Raw genomic sequence first — 20,395 nt, 5'->3', positions numbered from 1 at the left:
CCCGTGCCGTACAGTCGCGGCCGAATAAGGCTACCCCGTACGAGTGATGCACTTCGGCGCCGAACACGTAAGGAAGGCAGTGGATGGGTCGCCATCGACGCTCTGCCCGTGCGACCGCTGACGAGGCGGTGGCGAATGCCCGGCCCGGCCGGGCTCCCCTGACGAGCGAGACGCCTGGAGTGTTCGGGACCGAGGATCCGGCCGAGGCGGTCACCCAGCCCATTCCCATCGTCCGCCCCAACCCCACCGGTGCCGGCCGGCACCGCAGCCCCCACCGCACCAAACGCAAGGCGGCGGTCCGGCCGCTGAAGACCGGCGCGGTGGCGGCGGGCCCGGGCGGCGGCAAGCCCCCCAAGCCGGCGCCGCCCGCCCGGCGGGCCGGGCTGCTCGGCGCGTCGGCGGCCGTGGCGATGGGCGCGGTCGCGGTGGTCTCCGGCCTGCTGCCCAGCGGGGCCTTCCCGCCCGCCGATTCCCACTCCCCCGGCTCCGGCGGCAGCGGGCACGTGCTGGCGGACGCCCCGCCGGAGTCGCCGGTGCCCCCGCCCCGGCGCGACGGACCGGCCGCCGCCCCGGCGGACCGGGCGGACGGGCGCGACGGACCGGCCCCGGCCCAGGGGGCCCGGCCGGAACGCGACACGGCGGCACCACCGGCGGCGCCGGCCGCACCGGCGGCACCGGGGCCGGCCCCGGCGGAGGCCCGGAACGCCCCCGCGGAGCCGGTGAGCGCGCCCGGGCGCGGGAACCCCCCGGCGAACCGGGGCGCCGAGCGCCCCCCGGCCGCCTCCGACGCCCCGCCCGGCGCCCACCCCGAGGGCCGGGCGCGCGCCGCCGTTCCCGGCGCGCGCCCGGCACCGCCCGCCCCCGGCGCGCCCCGGCGCCCCTCGGTGCACGAACCCGCCGAGCACGCCGATCACGACCCGGACGACGACCTGGGCGCGCTGCCCGGGACGCTCGCGGACACCCGGTCGTCCGCCGCGCACCTGATGCTGTCCCTGGTCAACGCCGAGCGGGCGAAGGCCGGCTGCCGTCCCCTGCGGCCCAGCGGCAACCTCAACCGGCTGGCCCAGTCCTTCAGCGACGACATGGCCCGCCGGGGCTTCTTCGACCACACCGACCCGGACGGCCGGACCCCCTGGGACCGGGCCGCCCGGCGCGGCATCAAGAACCTCGGCGGGGAGAACATCGCGCGCGGCCACCCCGACGCCCACACCGTGATGGAGGCCTGGATGCGCAGCAGCGGCCACCGGGCGAACATCCTCAACTGCGACTACCGGACCATCGGCGTAGGGGTGCACCACGGGGGCAACGGCCCCTACTGGACACAGGACTTCGGCTACTGACGCCACAGGCGTCACCGGCGTCACCGACCGTGCCGTGACGCACCGCTGCCCCGGCCGTACGGCGGTACGGCCGGGGCAGCGGCGTCCGGTGGCCGCGTGGACTCACGCGGCGGCGCGGGATCAGGCGGCGGGATCAGGCGGAGGCGCGGCCCGCGACGTAGATCCGGGTCTGCTCGGCGACGCGGCGGCCCAGCAGCTCGGCGGTGGCTATGTCCGCCTTGTGGACGCCCTCGGGGCCCTGGTCGTTGTCGGTCTGGGCACCGGCGCCGAGGAAGAAGCCGAGGCGGTTGATGTCGTTCTCGGAGGCGGTGGAGCTGTTCCAGCCCGGCATCGCGCCGAGGCCGACCCAGTGCATGCCGTGCTGGGCGGCGAGGACGGTGAAGAACTGCAGGGTGTGGAGCTTGTCACCGCTCTTGGAGGCGGAGTTGGTGAAGCCGGCCGCGATCTTGTCCTGCCAGGCGCGGGTGAACCAGCGCTTGGACGACGCCTCGGCGAAGACGTGGAAGGCGCCCGAGGCGGTGCCCATGTAGGTGGGCGAGCCGAAGACGATGGCGTCGGAGGCGTCGAGGAGCTCCCACTGCGCGTCGGTGATCTCGGCGACGTTGATCAGGTGGACGGTCGCCCCGGCCTCGGTGGCACCGGCGCGGACGGCCTCGGCGAGGACGGCGGTGTGGCCGAAGCCGGAGTGGTAGGCGATGGCGACGACGGGCGTGGTCACGATGGGGCTCCCTGGAAAAGCTGGTTGCGCTGACTGGGTGACCAAAGGAAAGCACTAACTTTTGGTTAGCGCAACCCCTTGGTTAGCGCTGCGCGGGAGTATGGTGTCCTCATGACGACGATCGACGGCACGGACGAGCAACTGCCCTTCGACGTCTTCGCGCGCAACTGCCCTTCGCGCGAAACCCTGGGGCACGTCACCGGCCGCTGGGGCGCCCTGACCCTCGGCGCCCTGCGCGAGGACACGCTGCGCTTCAACGAGCTGCGGCGGCGGGTGGAGGGCGTCAGCGAGAAGATGCTGTCGCAGACGCTCCACGCGCTGGAGCGCGATGGTCTTGTGCACCGGGAGGCGCAGCCGACCAACCCACCACGGGTGGACTATCGGCTGACGCCGCTGGGCCGCGACGTGACCGGGCGGCTGATGGGGCTCATCGAGCTGCTGGAAGAGCGCATGCCGGAGGTGCTGGCGGCGCGGGTGCGTTACGACAGCGGGCGCTGAGCTTTTCCTGCGGGCCGGTGGGGGGTGGTCGCGCAGTTCCCCGCGCCCCTTCGGGGCCCTACCGGGCCGCTCAGACCGCGCGCGGGGCGCGCTGGCAGCGGGGGCAGAAGTAGCTGGAGCGGTTCATCCAGGGGCGGCGGCGGATGGGGGTGCCGCAGCGGCGGCACGGCTCGTCCTCCCGCCCGTACGCGTCCAGCGAGCGGTCGAAGTAGCCCGACTCGCCGTTCACATTGACGTAGAGGCTGTCGAAGCTGGTGCCGCCCACCGCGAGGGCCTCGGCCATGACCTCGCGGATGTGGGTGAGCAGCTCGGTCGTGCGCGGGCGGGTGAGGCTCGCGGTCGGGCGCTCGTAGTGCAGCCGGGTGCGCCACAGCGCCTCGTCGGCGTAGATGTTGCCGACACCGCTGATCAGCGACTGGTCGAGCAGGGCGCGCTTGATCGTGGTCCTGCGGCCGCGCAGCGCGGTGTGGAAGGCGTCGTCGTCGAAGGCCGGGTCGAGGGGGTCGCGGGCGATGTGCGCGATCACGTCGGGCAGCCCGTCGGGGTCGTCCTCCACCGTGTCGTGGAGCGAGAGCCCGCCGAAGGTGCGCTGGTCGACGAAGCGCAGTTCCGTCGCGGTGGCGTCGGCGAAGCGGACGCGGACGCGCAGGTGCTTCTCGTCGGGCGAGCCCTGCGGCTGGACCAGCAACTGGCCGCTCATCCCGAGGTGGGCGAGGACGGCCTGGGTGGGCGCGCCCGTCCCGGTGAGGGGTTCCAGGGGCAGCCACAGGTACTTTCCGCGCCGGCACGCGGTGCCCAGCCGGTGGCCGGTCAGCCGGTCGGCGAAGTCGTCCGGTCCCGCCGGGTGGCGGCGGACGGCCCGGGGGTGGAGGACCTCCACGGCGGCGACGACGCGGCCGGAGACCCAGCGCTCCAGACCCCGCCGGACGACCTCGACCTCGGGCAGCTCGGGCACGGTGCTCCTCAATGGAATAAGAAGAGGTCCGGGCCGCGGTGCTCTCGCACCGCGGCCCGGACCGTCGTATCTCAGCTGGAGGACTTCTCCCCCGGCAGCGCGCCGGACTCGGCGGCGGCCTTCTCGGCCGCCACACGGGCTTCGGCCGCGCTGTTGATGGCGCGCCAGGCGGACTCCGCCGCCTGCTGCTCCGCTTCCTTCTTGCTGCGGCCGGTGCCGGTGCCGTACGCGACACCACCGACGCGGGCAGCAGCCGTGAAGGTCTTCTCGTGATCCGGACCGGTCTCGGTGACCAGGTACTCCGGAACGCCGAGACCCTCGGTGGCGGTCAGCTCCTGGAGGCTGGTCTTCCAGTCCAGGCCGGCGCCGAGGTTCGAGGACTTCTCGATCAGCGGGTCGAAGAGCCGGTGCACCAGCTCCGCGGCCGCGTCGAGGCCCTGGTCGAGGTAGACCGCACCGATGACGGCCTCCAGGGTGTCCGCGAGGATGGATGCCTTGTCCCGGCCGCCGGTGCCCTCTTCGCCCCGGCCGAGCCGGATGAAGGAGCCCAGGTCCAGGCCCCGGCCGACTTCGGCCAGCGCCCGTGAGTTGACCACCGCGGCGCGCAGCTTGGCGAGCTGGCCCTCGGGGAGGTCCGGGTGGATGCGGTACAGCGTGTCGGTGACCACCAGGCCCAGGACGGAGTCCCCGAGGAACTCCAGCCGTTCGTTGGTGGGCAGCCCGCCGTTCTCGTAGGCGAAGGACCGGTGCGTCAGCGCACGCACCAGAAGGGCGGACTCGAGTGTGTACCCGAGCCGCCCTTCCAGAAGCGTGTGGGACGAGGCCGTGTCCGCCGACGCCTTCTTCGGCGCAGTGGCGTCTGACATGAAGCCTGTCACCCGCCGATCAGACCGCGAGGACCTGGCGCTTGTTGTAGGTGCCGCAGCTGGGGCACGCGATGTGCTGCTGCTTCGGCTCGTGGCAGCGCTCGCACGCCACCAGGGGGGTGACCGCAGCCTTCCACTGCGACCGGCGGTGGCGCGTGTTGCTGCGCGACATCTTCCGCTTCGGAACAGCCACGGCTACTTCTCCTGTGTGTCATCCCCGCCGGAGCGGGGTGCGTTGTCCTTCTCGCCGGCCGTTTCGGATCCGGCGAGTCCCTTCAGTGCCGCCCAACGGATGTCGACGGACTCGTGGTGGTGGTCCGGGTCGTCCGCCAGCCGCTCTCCGCATTCGGAGCAGAGGCCGGGGCAGTCGTCCTGGCACACCGGCTGCAGCGGCAGTGAGAGCACCACCGCGTCCCGCAGCACGGGTTCGAGGTCGAACAAGTCGTCCTCGAGGTGGAGGATGTCCTCCTCATCGTCCTCGGCGTCGTCGTCCGTGGCCACGATGCGGCCCCGGGCGTCGGCGTCGGGGTAGGAGTACATCTCCTGGAAGTCCGCTTCGAACTCTCGCTCGAGCGGCTCCAGACACCTTACGCACTCCCCGGTGAGCGGCGCACGGGCGGTGCCTGTGACAAGCACCCCTTCCATGACCGACTCGAGCCGGAGATCGAGCTCCACCGTCGCGCCCTCGGCCACACCGATGACCTCGATACCGAGATCGCGGGGGGCGGGGACGGAGCGGGAGACCCTCTTCAGCGCACCGGGACGCCGGCCCAGCTCGCGCGTATCGAACACGAGAGGGTTGCGGGGGTCAAGGCGGGCGTTCAGGGCTTCCTGCTTTCTACGCTGCGGTGACGGCGGCCCCGGGTGCACGGGGCACGGCGGGCAGCCTGGATCGCGGACGTACACGCGACCGAAGAGCCAGGATACTGGACGGTCGCCCCTGGGCCCAATCCGCGTCCCGGCCGGGTTCGCCGAGCCGCGTCAGCGGCCCTGTTCGTACTCGCGGAGCCGGTTCAGGTCGATCATCGAGGTGTCGAAGAAGCTGGTCTCGTCGAGGGCGCCCGCGGCCCGGGGCTGGTGCCCCTCGGCCGGGTAGCCGGCGGCGGTCCCGTAGCCCTGGCCGAGGTCCGTGCCGTGGCCGCCCGTCGCCTGGGCCGGGGGCTGCCAGGCGTACGGGTCGGGCTGCTGGTAGCCGCCGGGGACGGCGTACGGGTCCGCCTGCGGCGGGTACTGCGCGGGCTGCTGACCGTAGCCGTACGGGTCGTGCGCCTCGTAGCCCCCGGCCGGGACGGTGTACTCGCTCCAGACGGGCTGCTCCGGGACCGGTGGCGCCTCGGGGGGCCGGTGGGACTCACGGGATGCCCAGGGGGCGCCCAGGGACTCCTGCGGGCCGGCGGCGAGCTCGGCGAGGAAGTCGGCGTCGCTGGTGGGGCGGCCGGGGGCGATGCCGTCGTGGGCGGCCAGGTGGGCGCCCAGCTCGTCGACGGGGCGGGACCCGAGCAGCTTCTCCCGGCCCCGGCCCACGGCCTCCAGGGCCTTGGCCAGAACGGCCGAGACGGCGCCCAGTTTGACGTCCACATAGGCGTCGGCGCCCTGCCGCTGGGTCCGGGGGTCGGTGCTGCGCTCCGGGGCGTCGTGGGCCAGGCCCTCGGGGTCGTGACCGTCGCCGGCGAGGCCGAGGAGCTTCTCGCGGCCCCGGTCGACGGAGCCGATGGTCTTGGTGAGGACGACCTCGAAGTTGGCGAGGGTGCTGTCGACGTAGTCGTCCGCGCCGGCGCGGATCTCCTCGGCCTCCCGGTGGGCCTCCGCCAGGATGCGGTCGGCCTCCTCACGGGACTGGCGGGCGACCTCGGTGCCGGAGATCAGGGAGCCGCGCTCGGCCCGGGCCGAGGCGAGGATCGCCTCGGCCTCCTCGCGCGCCCGGGCCACGAGCTGCTCCCGGTCCCCGATGACCTCGCGCGCCTGGGCCAGCGAGCCCGGCAGGGCGGCGCGCACCTCGTCGAGGAGGGCGAGCAGCTCGGCCCGGTTGAGCACGCACGAGGCCGACATGGGCAGGGCGCGGGCGCCGGAGACGGTCCTGACGATCTCGTCGAGTTTCTTCTGGACGTCCACCGTGACGCTCGCCGCCTTCTCGCATTCCGGGGTGGCCTGGTGGCCGATGGGAACGAACGGGGACGACTGTACGGCCGACGGCCCCCGGCCGACAGCTACTGACGATCAGTCAGAGTCGGCCTGCTTGGCGAGGCGCTCCTTGAGGGCCTCCAGCACCAGCGGCGGCACCAGGTGGGAGACGTCGCCGCCCCACGCCGCGACCTCCTTGACCAGGCTGGAGGAGAGGAAGCTATAGGTGGGGTTGGTGGGGACGAAGAGGGTCTCGACACCCGAGAGGCCGTTGTTCATCTGGGCCATCTGGAGCTCGTAGTCGAAGTCGCTGACCGCCCGCAGGCCCTTGACGATGGCCGGGATGTCGCGCTCCTTGCAGAAGTCGACGAGCAGGCCGTGATGGGACTCCACCTGGACGTTGCCGTACTCGGCGGTGACCTGGCGGAGGAGTTCTATCCGCTCGTCGACGGTGAACAGGCCCTTCTTGGACTTGTTGACCATCACGGCGACGTGCACGACGTCGTACAGCTTCGAAGCGCGGGCGATGATGTCGAGGTGCCCATTGGTGACGGGGTCGAACGACCCCGGACAGACGGCGCGGCGCAACGGTGTTTCCTCGCTCTCCGGTCCATTCATGACGTGCCTGATCCCGTGGTGTCGGCAGTGCACGGCGAAGCGGCGTGACCGTACCAAAGCGTCCCCTCGCCGTAGCGACGGGCCCTCAGTGCGTCGAAACCCTCCGGCCAGCGGAATTCCCCGCCCCTGGTGCTGCGCTCCACAGTGACGAGCGCGTCCTCGGCCAGCCAGCCCCTGCTCCGGAGTGTGAGGAGGATCTCGCGGAGATCGTCGTCGGTGACCACGTAGGGCGGGTCGAGGAAGACCACGTCGTACGGCTCGGCGGGCGGCGGCCCGGCCACGACCTGCTCGGCCTTGCCGCCGCGCACCTCGGCGCCCGGCAGGCCGACCGCGCGGACGTTGTCCTTGATGACCCGCAGCGCGCGGGCGTCCGCCTCGACCAGGAGGGTGTGCGCGGCCCCGCGCGAGAGCGCCTCCAGGCCGACGGCGCCGGAGCCGCCGTAGAGGTCCAGCACGCGCGCGCCGTCGAGGGTGCCCAGGAAGGACACCCAGGTGGAGAACAGGCCCTCGCGCGCCCGGTCGGAGGTGGGGCGGGTGCCGGTGCCGGGCGGTACGGCCAGGCGGCGTCCGCCGGCGCGGCCGGCGATCACGCGGGTCATGGTCTCGGAAGTCCTTCGGCGGTGGGTGACACGGTGCGGCGGTGGCCGCACCGACAGCGTATGGCGTCGGCGCCACGGCGTCCGCCCGGCCCTCGCCCGGCCCGGGATCTCAGCCCTTGTCCAAGAACTCCTCCCGTTCCTTGTCCAGCAGGGCGTCGAGCGCGGTGCGCAGCTCGGGCAGCCGGGCGAGCTCGGGGTCGGCGGCGACGACCGCGGCGGCCTCCTCGCGGGCGGCCGCGATGATCTCCTCGTCGTCGATGACGGTGAGCATCCGCAGGGAGGAGCGGACGCCGGACTGCGCCTGGCCGAGGACGTCGCCCTCGCGGCGCTGCTCCAGGTCGATGCGGGAGAGCTCGAAGCCGTCGAGGGTGGCGGCGACCGCGCCGAGCCGGGCGCGGGCGGGGCTGGCCTCGGGCATCTCGCTGACCAGCAGGCAGAGCCCGGGGGCCGAGCCCCGGCCGACGCGGCCGCGCAGCTGGTGGAGCTGGGAGACGCCGAACCGGTCGGCGTCCATGATCACCATCGCGGTGGAGTTGGGCACGTTCACACCGACCTCGATGACGGTGGTGGCGACCAGGACGTCGACCTCGCCCGCCGCGAAGCGGCGCATCACCTCGTCCTTGGCGTCGGGCTGCATCCGCCCGTGCAGCACCTCCACGCGCAGCCCGGCCAGGGGGCCCCGGGAGAGCTCTTCGGCGACTTCGAGCACGGCCAGCGGAGGGCGGCGCTCCGCCGCGTCCTCCGCGGACTCCGCGGACTCATCGGACCCGGCGGACTTCTTCTTGGGGGCGTCCTCCTCGTCGCCGATGCGGGGGCAGACGACGTACGCCTGGTGGCCGCCCGCCACCTCCTCGCGGACCCGCTCCCAGGCGCGGGCCAGGAAGTGCGGCTTGTCCTTGGCGGGAACCACATGGGTGGCGATGGGCGAGCGCCCGGCGGGCAGCTGGTCGAGGACGGACGTCTCCAGGTCGCCGAAGACGGTCATGGCGACGGTGCGCGGGATGGGGGTGGCGGTCATCACCAGCAGGTGCGGCGGTTGCTTGCCCTTGGAGCGCAGGGCGTCGCGCTGTTCGACGCCGAAGCGGTGCTGCTCGTCGACGACGACGAGACCCAGGTCGTGGAACTGGACCTTGTCCTCGATCAGGGCGTGGGTGCCGACGACGACGCCCGCCTCGCCGGTGATCAGGTCGAGCAGCGCCTGGCGGCGCGCGGCCGTGCCCATGGAGCCGGTCAGCAGCACGACCTTGGTGCCCCGCTCGGCGCCGCCGAGCATGCCGCCCTCGGCGAGCTCGCCCATCATCTCGGTGATCGACCGGTGGTGCTGCTGGGCGAGGACCTCGGTGGGGGCGAGCATGGCGGCCTGGCCGCCCGCGTCCACGACGGCGAGCATCGCACGCAGGGCGACCATCGTCTTGCCCGAACCCACCTCGCCCTGGAGGAGCCGGTGCATGGGGTGCTCGGTGGCCAGGTCGTCGAAGATCTCGGCGGAGACCTTCCGCTGGCCGTCGGTGAGGGTGAAGGGCAGCTTGGCGTCGAAGGCGTCCAGCAGGCCGCCGGGCGCGGGCTTGCGGGCCACGGCGGGCAGCTGGGAGTCGGCGTGCCGGCGGCGGGCGAGGGCGACCTGGAGGACGAACGCCTCGTCCCACTTCAGCCGGGCTCGGGCGTCCTCGATGTCCGTCTTGGCCCGGGGCCGGTGGATCTTGCGGAGGGCCTCCGGCAGCGGGACCAGGCCCCGGCCCTCGCGCAGCGCGGGCGGCAGCGGGTCGACGACGGCCTCCCAGCCGGTGGCCTCCATGGAGGCGAGCACGACGTCGACGGCGTTGGAGATCTTCCAGGACTCCATCTTGGAGCAGGCCGGGTAGAGCGGGATCAGCTGGTCGGCCCAGGCCTTCGCGGTGTTCGCGTCGCTGTCGCCGCCGAGCATCTCGTAGGCGGGGTGGGAGAGCTGGCGGATGTTGCGGAACGTGCCGACCTTGCCGGCGAACATGCCGCGCCGGCCGGGGACCAGCTCCTTCTGGTGGTGGTAGATCGACCGGCCGAAGAAGACCAGCTGGAGCCGGCCGCCGCCGTCGGTGACGGTCACCTCCAGCCGCTGGCCCCGGCCCTGGTTGAACTTGTGCACCCGGGCGTCCAGGACCTGCGCGACCACCGTGACGTGCTCGTCGAGCGGCAGGTCGGCGAGCCGGGTGAGCTCGCCGCGCTCGGCGTAGCGGCGCGGATAGTGGTGCAGCAGGTCGCCGACCGTGTGCAGATCGAGGTGCTCGGCCATCACCTTCGCGGTGGTGCCGCCGAGCGTCTTCTTCAGGGGTTCGTCCAAGGCGGGCACGGGTCCATTGCACACCACGCCGCTGACAACGCGGCCCGGGCGGCGCCGTCGGCACGGTTCATTCGACGCCGATGATCAGCCGGGCGGCGTGCTGCCCGCCCCGGTAGACCACGGTGTCCACGGCCAGGTGGCCGCCGCGCACATGCCGCTGGAGGCGGTCGGCGACGGCCTCGGGCACGTCCGCGCCGAGCACGAGCGTGACCATCTCGCCGCCCGCCGCGAGCATCCGGTCCAGCACGGTCTCGGCGGTGGCGGCGAGTTCCGCGCCGATGACGGCCACGTCGCCGTCGATGAGGCCGAGGACGTCCCCGGCCTGGCAGACGCCCGCCATGGTCCACGACTGCCGCTCGGCGACGACGAGCTCGGCGTGCCGGGTGGCCCCGGCGGCGGAGGTCATGGCCACGACGTCCTCGTCGAAGCGGCGGGCGGACTCGTGGACGGCGAGGGCGGCGATGCCCTGGACCGGGGAGCGGGTGGGGATCAGGGCGACCCGGACGCCCTCGGCGCGGGCCTGCTCGGCGGCCGCGGCGGCGGTGTGCCGCAGGTCCGCGTCGTTGGGCAGCAGCACCACCTCGCGCGCGTTGGCCCGCCGGACCGCCTGCACCAGCTCGCCGCTCGCGGGCGGCTCCCCCGGCCGTACGCGCACGACGGTCGCGCCGGCCTCGGCGCACAGCGCCGCCAGCCCCTCGCCCGGCACGACCGCGACGACGGCCCGCTGGACGGGCTCGTGGACGCGGGTGCGCTCGGTGGCGGCGGCGCCGAAGTGGGTGATGCGGACGCGGTACGGGCGTCCGGCGTCGATGCCCGCCTCGACGGCGGCACCGGCGTCGTCCACGTGCACGTGGACGTTCCACAGGCCGTCCCCGCCGACGACGACGAGGGACTCGCCCAGCGCGTCGAGGCGGGCCCGCAGCCGGGCGACGGCCGCGTCGTCCGCCTCCAGCAGGTAGATCACCTCGAAGGCGGGCCCGTCGCCCGCCGGGACGTCCGGGCCGCCGGCCTCGGCCGGGCAGCCCCCGGCGAGCCAGTCGTGGGCTCCGCGCGCGGGCGCGGCGGTGGGCCGCGCGGCGCCAGGGCCGCCCGCCAGGGCGGCGGCGAGCGCGCCCAGCACCTCGACGAGGCCCTTGCCGCCCGCGTCGACGACGCCCGCCCGTCCGAGGACCTCCAGCTGGCAGGGGGTGGCCGCCAGGGCCGTCAGGGCGCCCTCGTGGGCGGCGCGGGCGACGGCCGGGCCGTCGCCCGGGGTGACCTCGGCGGCCTCGGCGGCGGCCGTGGCGACCGACAGCACGGTGCCCTCGACGGGGCGGGCGACGCCCTCGTACGCCGACTCGACGGCGCGGCGGAGGGCCCGGCGCAGGAGGGTCGCGTCGTCGCCGGCCTCCTGGGCGCCGGTGGCGGCGGTGGCGGCCAGGACCTCGGCCATGCCGCGCAGCAGCTGGGCCAGGATCGTCCCGGAGTTGCCGCGCGCGCCTATGAGCGCGCCGTGCGCCATGGCGCGGACGGCCTCGGCCAGGCCCGGGCGGGAGCCGGGGCCGGTGGTGGCGTGGGCGTCGAAGACGGCGTCGACGGCGCGGGCGGCGGACTCGACGGTCAGGTAGAGGTTGGTGCCGGTGTCACCGTCCGCGACGGGATAGACGTTGATCGCGTCGATCTCCTCCCGGGCTCCGCCGAGCGCGTCGAGCGCCAGGGCGCACCAGGCGCGTACCGCATCGGCGTCGAGCGGGTGCGGCGCGTGCGGCACGTGTGTCCTCCTCGGACGGCGGGGGCGGGGTGAAGTGCTTGGGCAGACTAGTCCCGGGCGCGGGCCCGGGGGGCGAGCCGGGCGGGTTCGGGGCCGGTCATGGTAGTTTCGTTGTCCAGGAGCGGTCGTTGTATGCTGCTCCGGTTGCCTGATGAGAATCAGGCCATCCCCTGGCAAGCCAGTCACCTACGACCCGGCACGCCGGGATTTCCCGTAAGTGCATCTGAAGTCTTTGGAGTGACCCGTGGCTGCCAACTGCGACGTCTGCGGCAAGGGGCCGGGCTTCGGCAACAACATTTCGCACTCGCACCGCCGTACGTCCCGTCGCTGGAACCCGAACATCCAGCGTGTGCGTGCCGTGGTCGGTCGGACGCCGAAGCGCCTCAATGTCTGCACCTCGTGCATCAAGGCCGGCAAGGTCTCGCGCTAACTAGCTAGTAGCGCGGCAGCCTCGCCGTCCTTGAAAGCCGGTCCTCCCCGTTTCGGGGTGGGCCGGCTTTTCGTTGTGCGCGTTCACTTTCCGGGGCTCCGCCCCCGGACCCCCGCTCCTCAAACGCCGGAGGGGCTGACTTTGGGCTGCCGACAGGGGCTCGCCCAACCGTGGTCCACCGGGCCGATGCCCGCGCCCAGCGCGAACCCCGCCGCGATGGCGCCCGTGACGTACGTCTTCGCCGCCCGTACCGCCTCCGGGACGGAACACCCCTTCGCCAGCCCCGCCGCGATCGCGCTCGCCAGCGTGCACCCCGTCCCGTGGGTGTGCCGGTTGTCGTGGCGCGGGGCGCGCAGCCAGTGTTCCTCCGACCCGTCCGTCAGGAGATCCACCGCGTCGCCCTCCAGGTGGCCGCCCTTGATGAGGGCCCAGCGCGGGCCGTAGGAGAGGATCGCGTCCGCCGCGCGGCGCAGGCCCGTCTCGGAGGCGACCTGGACGCCCGTGAGCCAGGCGACCTCGTCCAGGTTGGGGGTGGCGACCGTCGCGGCCGGCAGGAGCTTCGTGCGGACCGCGTCGCGCGCGGAGGCGGCCAGCAGGGCGTCGCCGTGCTTGGAGATGCCGACGGGGTCGACGACGACGGGGGCCGTCACCTCGTCCAGGAGGGCGGCCACGGTCTCCACGAGCTCCGCCGAGGCGAGCATGCCGGTCTTCACGGCGTCCACCCCGATGTCGTCCACGACGCTGCGGAACTGGGCCCGTACCGCCTCGGCGGGCAGTGGCCAGGCGCCCTGGACGCCGAGGGAGTTCTGCGCGGTCACCGCTGTGACCACACTCATGCCGTGGGTCCCCAGGGCGAGCATCGTCTTCAGGTCGGCCTGGATGCCCGCACCGCCGCCGGAGTCGGATCCGGCGACGGTCAGCACGCGGGGCGGGGGTGTGCGCATGCGCGCAATCTACTCCCCGGCGGTCACTCGCCCGGCTCCAGGCCGTCGTCGCCGAAGTGGTCCCAGCCGCCCGCCTTGTCCCAGGGCGCGCCGTCGACGGTGACCTGCGGGAGGGCGGAGGGGTTGACGACCTCGCCGATGATCTTCCAGCGGGCGGGGAGTTTCACGTCCGGCGGGAAGGTCGCCACGATGGCGTGGTCCTCGCCGCCGGTCAGCACCCACTGGAGCGGGTCGACGCCGACGGCCTGGCCGATGTCCAGCATCTGCGTGGGCACGTCGATGGCGGCGGTGCGCAGGTCGATGCGGACCTTGCTGGCCTCGGCGATGTGGCCGAGGTCGGCGATGAGGCCGTCGCTGACGTCCGTCATGGCGGTGGCGCCGAGCGCGGCCGCGGCGGGCCCCGCGTGGTACGGGGGCTCGGGGCGGCGGTGGGCCTCGACGAAGGCGCGCGGGGAGCGGAAGCCGCGGGAGAGCACGGCGAGCCCGGCGGCGGACCAGCCCAGCCAGCCGGTGACGGCCACGACGTCGCCCGCGCGGGCCCCGGAGCGGGTGACCGGCTCGTGGTTGCGCAGGTCGCCCAGGGCCGTAATGGCGACGGTGATGGTGTCGCCGCGCACCACGTCCCCGCCGACCACGGCCGCGCCGGCGACCTGGCACTCGTCGCGGATGCCGTCCATCAGCTCGGTCGGCCAGGTGGCGGGGAGCTCGGCGGGCACGACGAGGCCCAGCAGCACGGCGGTGGGCACCGCGCCCATGGCGGCGATGTCGGCGAGGTTCTGCGCGGTGGCCTTGCGCCCGACGTCGTAGGCGGTGGACCAGTCGCGGCGGAAGTGCCGTCCCTCCAGGAGTACGTCCGTACTCGCGACGACCCGGCGGTCGGGCGCCGCGACCACCGCGGCGTCGTCACCCGGTCCGAGCCGGACCGCCGGGGTGGTGGTGAGCCGGGAGGTCAGCTCTCTGATGAGGCCGAACTCCCCCAGCTCGCCCACGGTGCCTTTCACTGAGCTCCTCCTCGGAGTGTCGGTTGCCCTGATCGTGACGTGTTCCGCGCCGCGCAGGCCGCGCGGGTCTCCCCGCACCGTGCGGCGACGCGGTACCGTGGCGTCTCTTCTCCCCACATGATCCTCGAAGCCGCCCTGGAGGTTCCGTGGTACAGGCGTACATCCTGATCCAGACCGAGGTCGGCAAGGCGTCGACCGTGGCCGAAGTCATCGGAAAGATCTCGGGAGTGATCCAGGCCGAAGACGTGACCGGGCCGTACGACGTGATCGTGCGCGCCCAGGCGGACACCGTGGACGAGCTCGGTCGCATGGTGGTCGCGAAAGTACAGAAGGTGGAGGGCATCACCCGCACCCTGACCTGCCCGGTGGTCCATATCTAGCTCCCCCGTATGCTCGGCCGGTGAAGTCTTCGCTCCGCCGGCCCCTCGGCCTGCCCGCCGCCGCACTGCTCCTCGCGGCCGCGGGCTGTTCCGCGCCGGACCCGTCGGCGGGTCCGGCGGTTCCCACGCCGGACGCGCGGCAGGCCGGGCACTGCCGGGCGTTGCACGGTGCCTTGCCGGACGTCCTGGACGGGCGGAAGCGGCGGACCGCGGAGCCCGGTGACGACTTCACGGCCCTGTGGGGCGATCCCGCGATCTCGCTGCGCTGCGGGGTGACCCGTCCCAAGATCCTTACGCCTGGTTCCGAACACTACAACCCCAACGCCGACTCGGCGGAGCTCGACGGGGTCGAGTGGCTGCCGGAGCGGCAGCCGGACGGCAGCGTCCGCTGCACCACCGTGCACCGTGAAGCGTGGATCGAGGTGACGCTGCCCGCCCGGGTGGTGGGCGGCGCCGGCGACATCAGCGCGCTGACCGATCTCGCCGGCGCCATCACGAAGACGGTCCCCGTGGGGATCCTTCCCTGACGGGCCCCTCCGGGGCCGCTAGCGCAGGCCCGTGGAGCGGCGCAGGGCGGCCTGGACGAGCCGGTCGACCAGCTCCGGGTACTCGACGCCGGTCTCCTGCCACATGCGCGGGTACATGGAGATGGGCGTGAAGCCGGGCATGGTGTTGATCTCGTTGATCACGAACTCGCCGTCCTCGGTGAGGAAGAAGTCCGCGCGGACCAGGCCCTCGCAGGACGCGGCGTCGAAGGCCTGGACGGCCAGCTCCTGGACCCGGCGGGTCTCCTCCTCGCTCAGCGGGGCGGGGACGATGCCGGAGGCGGAGTCAATGTACTTGGCCTCGAAGTCGTAGAAGTCGTGCGCGGAGACCGGGGGGATCTCGGCGGGCACGCTGGCGCGCGGGCCGTCCTCGAACTCGAGGACGCCGCACTCGATCTCACGGCCGCGCAGCAACGATTCGACCAGGATCTTCGGGTCGTGGCGGCGGGCCTCGGCGATGGCCTCGTCGAGACCGGAGAGGTCGTCGACCTTGGTGATGCCCATCGAGGAGCCGGCGCGCGCGGGCTTCACGAAGAGCGGCCAGCCGTGCTCGCCCGCGAAGTCCACGATCTTCTTCCGGGCGCCCGCCTGGTCGTTCTCCCACTCGCGCGGGCGGATGACCACGTAGGGGCCGACGGGCAGGCCGAAGGAGGTGAAGACGCGCTTCATGTACTCCTTGTCCTGGCCCACGGCGGAGGCGAGGACGCCCGCGCCCACGTAGGGGATCCCGGCGAGCTCCAGCATGCCCTGGAGGGTGCCGTCCTCGCCGTAGGGGCCGTGCAGCACGGGGAAGACGACGTCGACCTCGCCCAGCGCCTTGGGGACGGCACCGGGCTCGGTGTAGAGGACCTCGCGGCTGGCCGGGGTGACGGGCAGCAGGACGCCGCCGTCGGCTGCGTCGGTGAGCTGCTCGACGCTCGGCAGCGACCGGTCGGCGATGGTCATCCGCTCGGGGTCGTCGGCGGTGAGCGCCCAACGGCCGTCGGTGGTAATGCCGATCGGCAGCACGTCGTACTTGGCGCGGTCGATGGCGCGCAGCACCGCGCCTGCGGTCACCACGGAAATGGCGTGTTCGGAACTGCGGCCGCCGAAGACGACCGCGACACGCGGCTTCCGCTCAGGGCTCTGGGGGGAGGTCTCGCTGCTCATATCGCGTCGAGAGTACCTGGTGACCACGGGTGCTTCAGTGCCGCTCGGCCTTGGCGCTGCGCGACATCAGCTCCTTGAGCGCCACCATGGGCGGCTTGCCCTCGTGGACGATGCCGACGACCGTCTCCGTGATCGGCATGTCGACATGGTGACGCCGGGCCAGATCGAGCACGGACTCGCAGGACTTGACGCCCTCCGCCGTCTGCTTGGTGACCGCGACGGTCTCCTGAAGGGTCATGCCCCGGCCGAGGCAGGCGCCGAAGGTGCGGTTGCGGGAGAGCGGCGAGGCGCAGGTGGCGACGAGGTCGCCCATGCCGGCCAGGCCCGCGAAGGTGTGGGCGTCGGCGCCCATGGCCAGGCCCAGCCGGGTGGTCTCGGCGAGGCCCCGGGTGATCAGGGACGCCTTGGCGTTGTCGCCCAGCCCCATGCCGTCGGCGATGCCCACGGCCAGCGCGATGACGTTCTTCACCGCGCCGCCCAGCTCGCAGCCGACCACGTCGGTGTTGGTGTAGGGGCGGAAGTACGCGGTGTGGCAGGCGGCCTGGAGCCGCTTGGCGACGGACTCGTCGGGGCAGGCGACGACGGCGGCGGCGGGCTGCCGCGCCGCGATCTCCTTGGCGAGGTTGGGGCCGGTGAGCACGGCGACCCGGTCCGGGGAGACCTTGGCGACCTCCTCGACGACCTCGCTCATCCGCTTCGCGGTGCCGAGCTCGACGCCCTTCATCAGGGAGACCAGCACGGTGCCGTCGGCCAGCAGGGGCGTCCACTCGGCGAGGTTGCCGCGCAGGGTCTGGGAGGGCACGGCGAGCACGGTGAACGCGGCGTCGCGGGCGGCCTCGGCGGGGTCGGTGGTGGCCCGGACGGCGGCGGGGAGCTCGATGCCGGGGAGGTAGTCGGGGTTGGTGCGGCCGGTGTTGATGGCGTCCACGAGGGCGGCGCGGCGGCCCCACATGGTGACCTCGCAGCCCGCGTCGGCGAGGATCATCGCGAAGGCGGTCCCCCAGGAACCGGTGCCGTAGACGGCGACGCGCGTCACTTGTCGTTCTCCTCCTCGGACGGAGACATTCCGGCGGCGCGGCGGGCCGCGGCACGGGCCTTCTTGTGGTTGTACGGCTCGGCCGGGGCGGGCTCGCCGCGCAGTTCGGCGAGGAGTTCGGTGATGGCCTTCATGATGACCTCGGTGACCTCGCGCAGCACCTCGGCGGTGGGCTCCTTGCCGTGGTACGCCGACAGGTCGACGGGCGGGCCGGCCAGCACCCGCAGCGTCTTGCGGGGGAAGAGCCGCAGCTTCTTGTCCTTGGCGTACGGCGGCATCGCCTCGTTGGCGCCCCATTGGGCGACCGGGACGACGGGCGCGCGGGTCAGCAGGGCGACGCGGGCGGCGCCGGTCTTGCCCTCCATGGGCCACATGTCGGGATCGCGGGTGAGGGTGCCCTCGGGGTAGAAGGCCACGCACTCGCCCCTGTTGATGGCGTCCACGGCGGACCGGAACGCGGTGGCCGCGTCGGCGGACTCCCGGTAGACGGGAATCTGCCCGGTGCCGCGCAGGATCGCGCCGACGAAGCTGCCCTTGAACAGCCCGGCCTTGGCCAGGAAGCGCGGGACGCGCCCGGTGTTGTACTGGTAATGGGCGTAGGACAGCGGGTCGAGATACGAGTTGTGGTTGACGACGGTGATGAAGCCGCCGTCGGCGGGAATGTGCTCCATTCCGCGCCAGTCCCGCTTGAACAGAACCACGAGCGGCGGTTTCGCCAACACCGCCGCAAAGCGGTACCAGAAGCCGATTCTGTGGCGGGACACTCGGACACCCTTCTGTTGGAACCTGGACGTGCTTCGGGCGTGCTGCTCACCCGGGGGCCGGACAAGTGTCGCCCCGGGTACCCGGTCTGTCGAGAACGCCCCGGGGCCCCGGACTTCTCGGAACACCGTAACCCCGCGCCCGCCGCCGGGCTCCGGCAGCGGGTGACAATGGGTGCCGACGCGAGGAGAGGGGGCCGGGGCCGTGCTCTGGACGCTGGTGGTGCCGGTGAAACCGCTGGCGGCGGCCAAGAGCCGCCTGGTGGCGGGCGCGGCACGACTGCCGGGGCCCGCGCTGGCCCTGGCCTTCGCCCTGGACACCGTGGGTGCCGCGCTGGCCTGCGGCGCCGTGCGGGATGTGGCGGTCGTCACGGCGGATCCGCTGGCCGGGGCCCGGCTCGCGGCCCTGGGCGCCCGGGTGCTGCCCGAGCCGCCGGGCGGCGGGCTGAACGCGGCCCTGGCCCACGGCGCGATCGAAGCGCGCCGGGTACGCCCGGACGCGGCCGTGGCCACGCTCAACGCGGATCTGCCGGCATTGCGCCCCGCCGAACTCGGGCGGGTGCTCGAATTCGCCGCCGGATTTCCCCGCGCATTTCTCGCGGATGCCGCCGGAATCGGTACGACCCTGCTGGCGGCGACCCCGGGAAGGGAATTGTCCCCCGCGTTCGAGGGCGCCTCGCGCGCCCGGCACCGGGCCTCGGGGGCCGAGGAGATCACGCTCACGGGCGTGGACTCCGTACGCCGGGACGTGGACACCGAGCGGGATCTGCTGGCCGCCCTGGCGCTGGGCGTGGGGCCGCGCACGGCGGCGGTCGCCGGCCGGGCGCGGGCCGCCGGGGCGCCCTCGCCCGCGCGGGCGGACTAGGCTGCCGGTCATGCAGGCCACCGCGTACACCTTCGATCCCCAGACCCACGCCGGGAGCGTTCTCCTGGACGACGGCACGCCCGTGCCCTTCGACGGGGCGGCGTTCGACGCCGGCGGTCTGCTGATGCTGCGGCCCGGCCAGCGGGTGCGGATCGAGTTCGCGGCGCCGGCCGAGGGCGCCCCGGAGGTCCCGCCGGCGGAGCGCCGGGTGATCCTGGTGACGCTCCAGACGTTCTGACGTCCGCGTCCGGCCGGAGGGCCGGACGCACCGCGGGCCGGGCTCCCCGACGGGGAGCCCGGCCCGGCGCGTTACGACGTGCGTCCGCTGCCTTACTTCTTCTTGGCAGTGGTCTTCTTGGCAGTGGTCTTGCGCGCGGTGGTGGTGGTACGGGTCGCGGCCTTCTTGGCGGGCGCGGTCTTCTTCGCGGCGGCCGCCTTCTTGGCCGGAGCCGCCTTCTTCGCCGTGGTCGCCGCCTTCTTGGCGGGAGCCGCCTTCTTCGCGGTGGTGGCCTTGGTGGCGGTGGCCTTCTTGGCCGTCGTGGCCTTCTTGGCCGGAGCCGCCTTCTTGGCGGCCGTCGTCGTCTTCTTCGCCGGCGTGGCCTTCACGGCGGTCGTCTTCTTGGCGGCGGCCTTCTTCGCGGTCGCCTTCTTGGCGGTGGCCTTCTTCGCCGCGGCCTTGGTGGTGGCCTTGCCGGCCGTGAGGCTGCCCTTGGGCGCCTTCTTGACCGAGACCTCGCCGGCCTTCGGGAGCTTCTTCGTGCCGCTCACCAGGTCCTTGAAGCCCTGACCGGCACGGAAGCGCGGCACCGAGGTCTTCTTGACCCGGACGCGCTCGCCCGTCTGCGGGTTACGGGCGTAACGGGCCGGCCGGTCGACCTTCTCGAACGAACCGAAGCCGGTCACCGAGACACGGTCACCACCGACGACCGAGCGGACAATCGCGTCGAGTACCGCGTCGACGGCGTCCGCGGCCTGCTGACGGCCGCCGAGCTTGTCGGCAATCGCTTCAACGAGCTGCGCCTTGTTCACGTCTTCCCCTTCGGAGACATTGGCTGGAAAGTGCTCCAGCTTTTTCGCACGTTAGGCAGATATATACCGCAAATCAAACACGAAACGGTCTAATCACCCTTGTGCCGCAACGAACCCGACGCGTCACGGAGTTCCGTGCGTGCCGGGATCTTCGGGGAAACGGCCCTCGTCGAGGTCGTTCATCAGCCGGTCCAGACGCCTTGCCGCGCCTGAGAGATCGTGCTTCGCCGAGGCCGTAATGGCCAGCAGCTGCCGGGACAGCGCCATCCTTACGCCCTCGGGGACTTGCAGTGCGCGCACCCTTGTGTGCGCTTCCTTCAGTTGGTCCGCGACGAGCCGGTAAAGCTCGAGTTGGCTGTCGCGTTCCATGCACCGATTGTGCCATCTGAGGCGAGTTGTCGCTTCACAGGGCCTCAACAAAACGATGCGCCCCCTGTCCGAAGACAGGGGGCGCATCATGCCAAACCCTGGGT

General features: G+C 73.1%; 24 protein-coding genes. 7 read left to right on the top strand and 17 right to left on the bottom strand.

All coding sequences use genetic code 11. The annotated features are described in order from the left end of the window. Positions 1 to 179: 179 nt before the first annotated feature. Positions 180 to 1,340 carry a CAP domain-containing protein gene (locus EKH77_RS23420; protein WP_240667492.1) on the top strand — a complete coding sequence of 387 codons (1,161 nt, stop codon included), beginning with the start codon at positions 180 to 182 and terminating at the stop codon, positions 1,338 to 1,340. A 133-nt stretch (positions 1,341 to 1,473) separates the two neighbouring features. On the opposite strand, the gene EKH77_RS23415 is transcribed toward EKH77_RS23420, so the two are convergent. Further along, positions 1,474 to 2,058 carry a flavodoxin family protein gene (locus tag EKH77_RS23415; RefSeq protein ID WP_206279908.1) on the bottom strand — a complete coding sequence of 195 codons (585 nt, stop codon included), beginning with the start codon at positions 2,056 to 2,058 and terminating at the stop codon, positions 1,474 to 1,476. Positions 2,059 to 2,169: 111 nt separating this feature from the next. Between EKH77_RS23415 and EKH77_RS23410 the strand changes: the two genes are divergently transcribed. Next, positions 2,170 to 2,556, top strand: coding sequence for a winged helix-turn-helix transcriptional regulator (locus EKH77_RS23410; RefSeq protein WP_126916284.1), 387 nt, complete (start codon positions 2,170 to 2,172; stop codon positions 2,554 to 2,556). A 70-nt stretch (positions 2,557 to 2,626) separates the two neighbouring features. Here the strand turns inward: EKH77_RS23410 and mutM are convergent, their stop codons facing one another. From mutM to EKH77_RS23365, 9 genes are all read right to left on the bottom strand, one after another. After that, on the bottom strand, positions 2,627 to 3,511 hold the full coding sequence (gene mutM / locus EKH77_RS23405; protein ID WP_126916283.1) for a bifunctional DNA-formamidopyrimidine glycosylase/DNA-(apurinic or apyrimidinic site) lyase: 885 nt from the start codon (positions 3,509 to 3,511) through the stop codon (positions 2,627 to 2,629). Between the two features lie 71 nt (positions 3,512 to 3,582). Beyond that, complete coding sequence (gene rnc / locus EKH77_RS23400; protein WP_126916282.1) at positions 3,583 to 4,377, bottom strand: ribonuclease III; 795 nt, start codon at positions 4,375 to 4,377, stop codon at positions 3,583 to 3,585. Positions 4,378 to 4,396: 19 nt separating this feature from the next. Then, positions 4,397 to 4,570: a 50S ribosomal protein L32 gene (gene rpmF / locus EKH77_RS23395; RefSeq protein ID WP_086575354.1), complete on the bottom strand. Its 174-nt coding sequence runs from the start codon at positions 4,568 to 4,570 to the stop codon at positions 4,397 to 4,399. 2 nt (positions 4,571 to 4,572) lie between these two features. Next, positions 4,573 to 5,169: a YceD family protein gene (locus EKH77_RS23390; protein ID WP_189451142.1), complete on the bottom strand. Its 597-nt coding sequence runs from the start codon at positions 5,167 to 5,169 to the stop codon at positions 4,573 to 4,575. Positions 5,170 to 5,358: 189 nt separating this feature from the next. After that, on the bottom strand, positions 5,359 to 6,489 hold the full coding sequence (locus EKH77_RS23385; RefSeq protein ID WP_126916281.1) for an ATP synthase F0 subunit B: 1,131 nt from the start codon (positions 6,487 to 6,489) through the stop codon (positions 5,359 to 5,361). A gap of 105 nt (positions 6,490 to 6,594) precedes the next feature. After that, a complete protein-coding gene (coaD, locus tag EKH77_RS23380; RefSeq protein WP_126916280.1) occupies positions 6,595 to 7,116 on the bottom strand; it encodes a pantetheine-phosphate adenylyltransferase in 522 nt (173 codons plus the stop codon). Continuing rightward, positions 7,113 to 7,715, bottom strand: coding sequence for a 16S rRNA (guanine(966)-N(2))-methyltransferase RsmD (gene rsmD, locus EKH77_RS23375; protein ID WP_126916279.1), 603 nt, complete (start codon positions 7,713 to 7,715; stop codon positions 7,113 to 7,115). The genes coaD and rsmD overlap by 4 nt, the downstream gene beginning before the upstream one ends. Before the next feature lie 109 nt (positions 7,716 to 7,824). Beyond that, the gene (recG, locus tag EKH77_RS23370; protein ID WP_240667793.1) at positions 7,825 to 9,984 is read right to left on the bottom strand and encodes an ATP-dependent DNA helicase RecG; all 2,160 of its coding nucleotides are present in this window, start codon (positions 9,982 to 9,984) and stop codon (positions 7,825 to 7,827) included. A 115-nt stretch (positions 9,985 to 10,099) separates the two neighbouring features. Continuing rightward, complete coding sequence (locus tag EKH77_RS23365) at positions 10,100 to 11,782, bottom strand: DAK2 domain-containing protein (RefSeq protein WP_126916277.1); 1,683 nt, start codon at positions 11,780 to 11,782, stop codon at positions 10,100 to 10,102. A 244-nt stretch (positions 11,783 to 12,026) separates the two neighbouring features. Between EKH77_RS23365 and rpmB the strand changes: the two genes are divergently transcribed. Continuing rightward, positions 12,027 to 12,212 (top strand): 50S ribosomal protein L28, encoded by a 186-nt coding sequence (gene rpmB / locus EKH77_RS23360; RefSeq protein WP_003957616.1) that lies wholly within the window; start codon positions 12,027 to 12,029, stop codon positions 12,210 to 12,212. 119 nt (positions 12,213 to 12,331) lie between these two features. Here rpmB and thiD read toward each other — a convergent pair whose 3' ends face one another. Continuing rightward, the gene (gene thiD / locus EKH77_RS23355) at positions 12,332 to 13,156 is read right to left on the bottom strand and encodes a bifunctional hydroxymethylpyrimidine kinase/phosphomethylpyrimidine kinase (protein WP_126916276.1); all 825 of its coding nucleotides are present in this window, start codon (positions 13,154 to 13,156) and stop codon (positions 12,332 to 12,334) included. Positions 13,157 to 13,179: 23 nt separating this feature from the next. Then, positions 13,180 to 14,157 carry a thiamine-phosphate kinase gene (locus tag EKH77_RS23350; RefSeq protein ID WP_126916275.1) on the bottom strand — a complete coding sequence of 326 codons (978 nt, stop codon included), beginning with the start codon at positions 14,155 to 14,157 and terminating at the stop codon, positions 13,180 to 13,182. Positions 14,158 to 14,303: 146 nt separating this feature from the next. Here EKH77_RS23350 and EKH77_RS23345 point away from each other — a divergent pair, with 146 nt between their 5' ends. Both EKH77_RS23345 and EKH77_RS23340 read left to right on the top strand, forming a co-directional pair. Then, positions 14,304 to 14,537 carry an Lrp/AsnC ligand binding domain-containing protein gene (locus EKH77_RS23345; protein WP_126916274.1) on the top strand — a complete coding sequence of 78 codons (234 nt, stop codon included), beginning with the start codon at positions 14,304 to 14,306 and terminating at the stop codon, positions 14,535 to 14,537. A 20-nt stretch (positions 14,538 to 14,557) separates the two neighbouring features. Beyond that, positions 14,558 to 15,064: a DUF3515 domain-containing protein gene (locus tag EKH77_RS23340; protein ID WP_126916273.1), complete on the top strand. Its 507-nt coding sequence runs from the start codon at positions 14,558 to 14,560 to the stop codon at positions 15,062 to 15,064. A gap of 18 nt (positions 15,065 to 15,082) precedes the next feature. On the opposite strand, the gene EKH77_RS23335 is transcribed toward EKH77_RS23340, so the two are convergent. From EKH77_RS23335 to EKH77_RS23325, 3 genes are read right to left on the bottom strand one after another with little or no spacing between them, the layout of a single operon-like run. Beyond that, on the bottom strand, positions 15,083 to 16,231 hold the full coding sequence (locus EKH77_RS23335) for a D-alanine--D-alanine ligase family protein (protein ID WP_126916272.1): 1,149 nt from the start codon (positions 16,229 to 16,231) through the stop codon (positions 15,083 to 15,085). Positions 16,232 to 16,265: 34 nt separating this feature from the next. Continuing rightward, on the bottom strand, positions 16,266 to 17,267 hold the full coding sequence (locus tag EKH77_RS23330; protein ID WP_126916271.1) for an NAD(P)H-dependent glycerol-3-phosphate dehydrogenase: 1,002 nt from the start codon (positions 17,265 to 17,267) through the stop codon (positions 16,266 to 16,268). Then, positions 17,264 to 18,031, bottom strand: a complete 768-nt coding sequence (locus EKH77_RS23325) for a lysophospholipid acyltransferase family protein (RefSeq protein WP_126916270.1) — start codon at positions 18,029 to 18,031, stop codon at positions 17,264 to 17,266. The genes EKH77_RS23330 and EKH77_RS23325 overlap by 4 nt, the downstream gene beginning before the upstream one ends. A gap of 202 nt (positions 18,032 to 18,233) precedes the next feature. On the opposite strand from EKH77_RS23325, the gene cofC reads away from it, so the two are divergent. Together cofC and EKH77_RS33405 are read left to right on the top strand one after the other, a co-directional pair. Continuing rightward, positions 18,234 to 18,893 carry a 2-phospho-L-lactate guanylyltransferase gene (gene cofC, locus EKH77_RS23320; RefSeq protein ID WP_206279907.1) on the top strand — a complete coding sequence of 220 codons (660 nt, stop codon included), beginning with the start codon at positions 18,234 to 18,236 and terminating at the stop codon, positions 18,891 to 18,893. A gap of 10 nt (positions 18,894 to 18,903) precedes the next feature. Continuing rightward, the gene (locus tag EKH77_RS33405; protein ID WP_206279906.1) at positions 18,904 to 19,131 is read left to right on the top strand and encodes a hypothetical protein; all 228 of its coding nucleotides are present in this window, start codon (positions 18,904 to 18,906) and stop codon (positions 19,129 to 19,131) included. A 92-nt stretch (positions 19,132 to 19,223) separates the two neighbouring features. On the opposite strand, the gene EKH77_RS23315 is transcribed toward EKH77_RS33405, so the two are convergent. Then, positions 19,224 to 19,922 carry an HU family DNA-binding protein gene (locus EKH77_RS23315; protein WP_126916269.1) on the bottom strand — a complete coding sequence of 233 codons (699 nt, stop codon included), beginning with the start codon at positions 19,920 to 19,922 and terminating at the stop codon, positions 19,224 to 19,226. Positions 19,923 to 20,045: 123 nt separating this feature from the next. Continuing rightward, positions 20,046 to 20,291, bottom strand: a complete 246-nt coding sequence (locus tag EKH77_RS23310) for a hypothetical protein (protein WP_126916268.1) — start codon at positions 20,289 to 20,291, stop codon at positions 20,046 to 20,048. Positions 20,292 to 20,395 lie beyond the last annotated feature (104 nt).

The sequence above is a fragment of the Streptomyces luteoverticillatus genome, from assembly GCF_003970715.1.
In the GTDB taxonomy this organism is placed as follows: domain Bacteria; phylum Actinomycetota; class Actinomycetes; order Streptomycetales; family Streptomycetaceae; genus Streptomyces; species Streptomyces abikoensis.
The sequence above is the reverse complement of the archived record's forward strand: the minus strand, read 5'-3'. Positions and strand labels throughout refer to the sequence as shown.

What these genes read in the sequence shown, in the direction of transcription:
- EKH77_RS23310 (WP_126916268.1), bottom strand. Translation starts at nt 20,291, where the DNA reads ATGGAACGCGACAGCCAACTCGAGCTTTACCGGCTCGTCGCGGACCAA.
- coaD (WP_126916280.1), bottom strand. Translation starts at nt 7,116, where the DNA reads ATGAATGGACCGGAGAGCGAGGAAACACCGTTGCGCCGCGCCGTCTGT.
- rnc (WP_126916282.1), bottom strand. Translation starts at nt 4,377, where the DNA reads ATGTCAGACGCCACTGCGCCGAAGAAGGCGTCGGCGGACACGGCCTCG.
- thiD (WP_126916276.1), bottom strand. Translation starts at nt 13,156, where the DNA reads ATGCGCACACCCCCGCCCCGCGTGCTGACCGTCGCCGGATCCGACTCC.
- rsmD (WP_126916279.1), bottom strand. Translation starts at nt 7,715, where the DNA reads ATGACCCGCGTGATCGCCGGCCGCGCCGGCGGACGCCGCCTGGCCGTA.
- EKH77_RS33405 (WP_206279906.1), top strand. Translation starts at nt 18,904, where the DNA reads ATGCAGGCCACCGCGTACACCTTCGATCCCCAGACCCACGCCGGGAGC.
- EKH77_RS23410 (WP_126916284.1), top strand. Translation starts at nt 2,170, where the DNA reads ATGACGACGATCGACGGCACGGACGAGCAACTGCCCTTCGACGTCTTC.
- recG (WP_240667793.1), bottom strand. Translation starts at nt 9,984, where the DNA reads ATGGCCGAGCACCTCGATCTGCACACGGTCGGCGACCTGCTGCACCAC.
- EKH77_RS23335 (WP_126916272.1), bottom strand. Translation starts at nt 16,231, where the DNA reads ATGAGCAGCGAGACCTCCCCCCAGAGCCCTGAGCGGAAGCCGCGTGTC.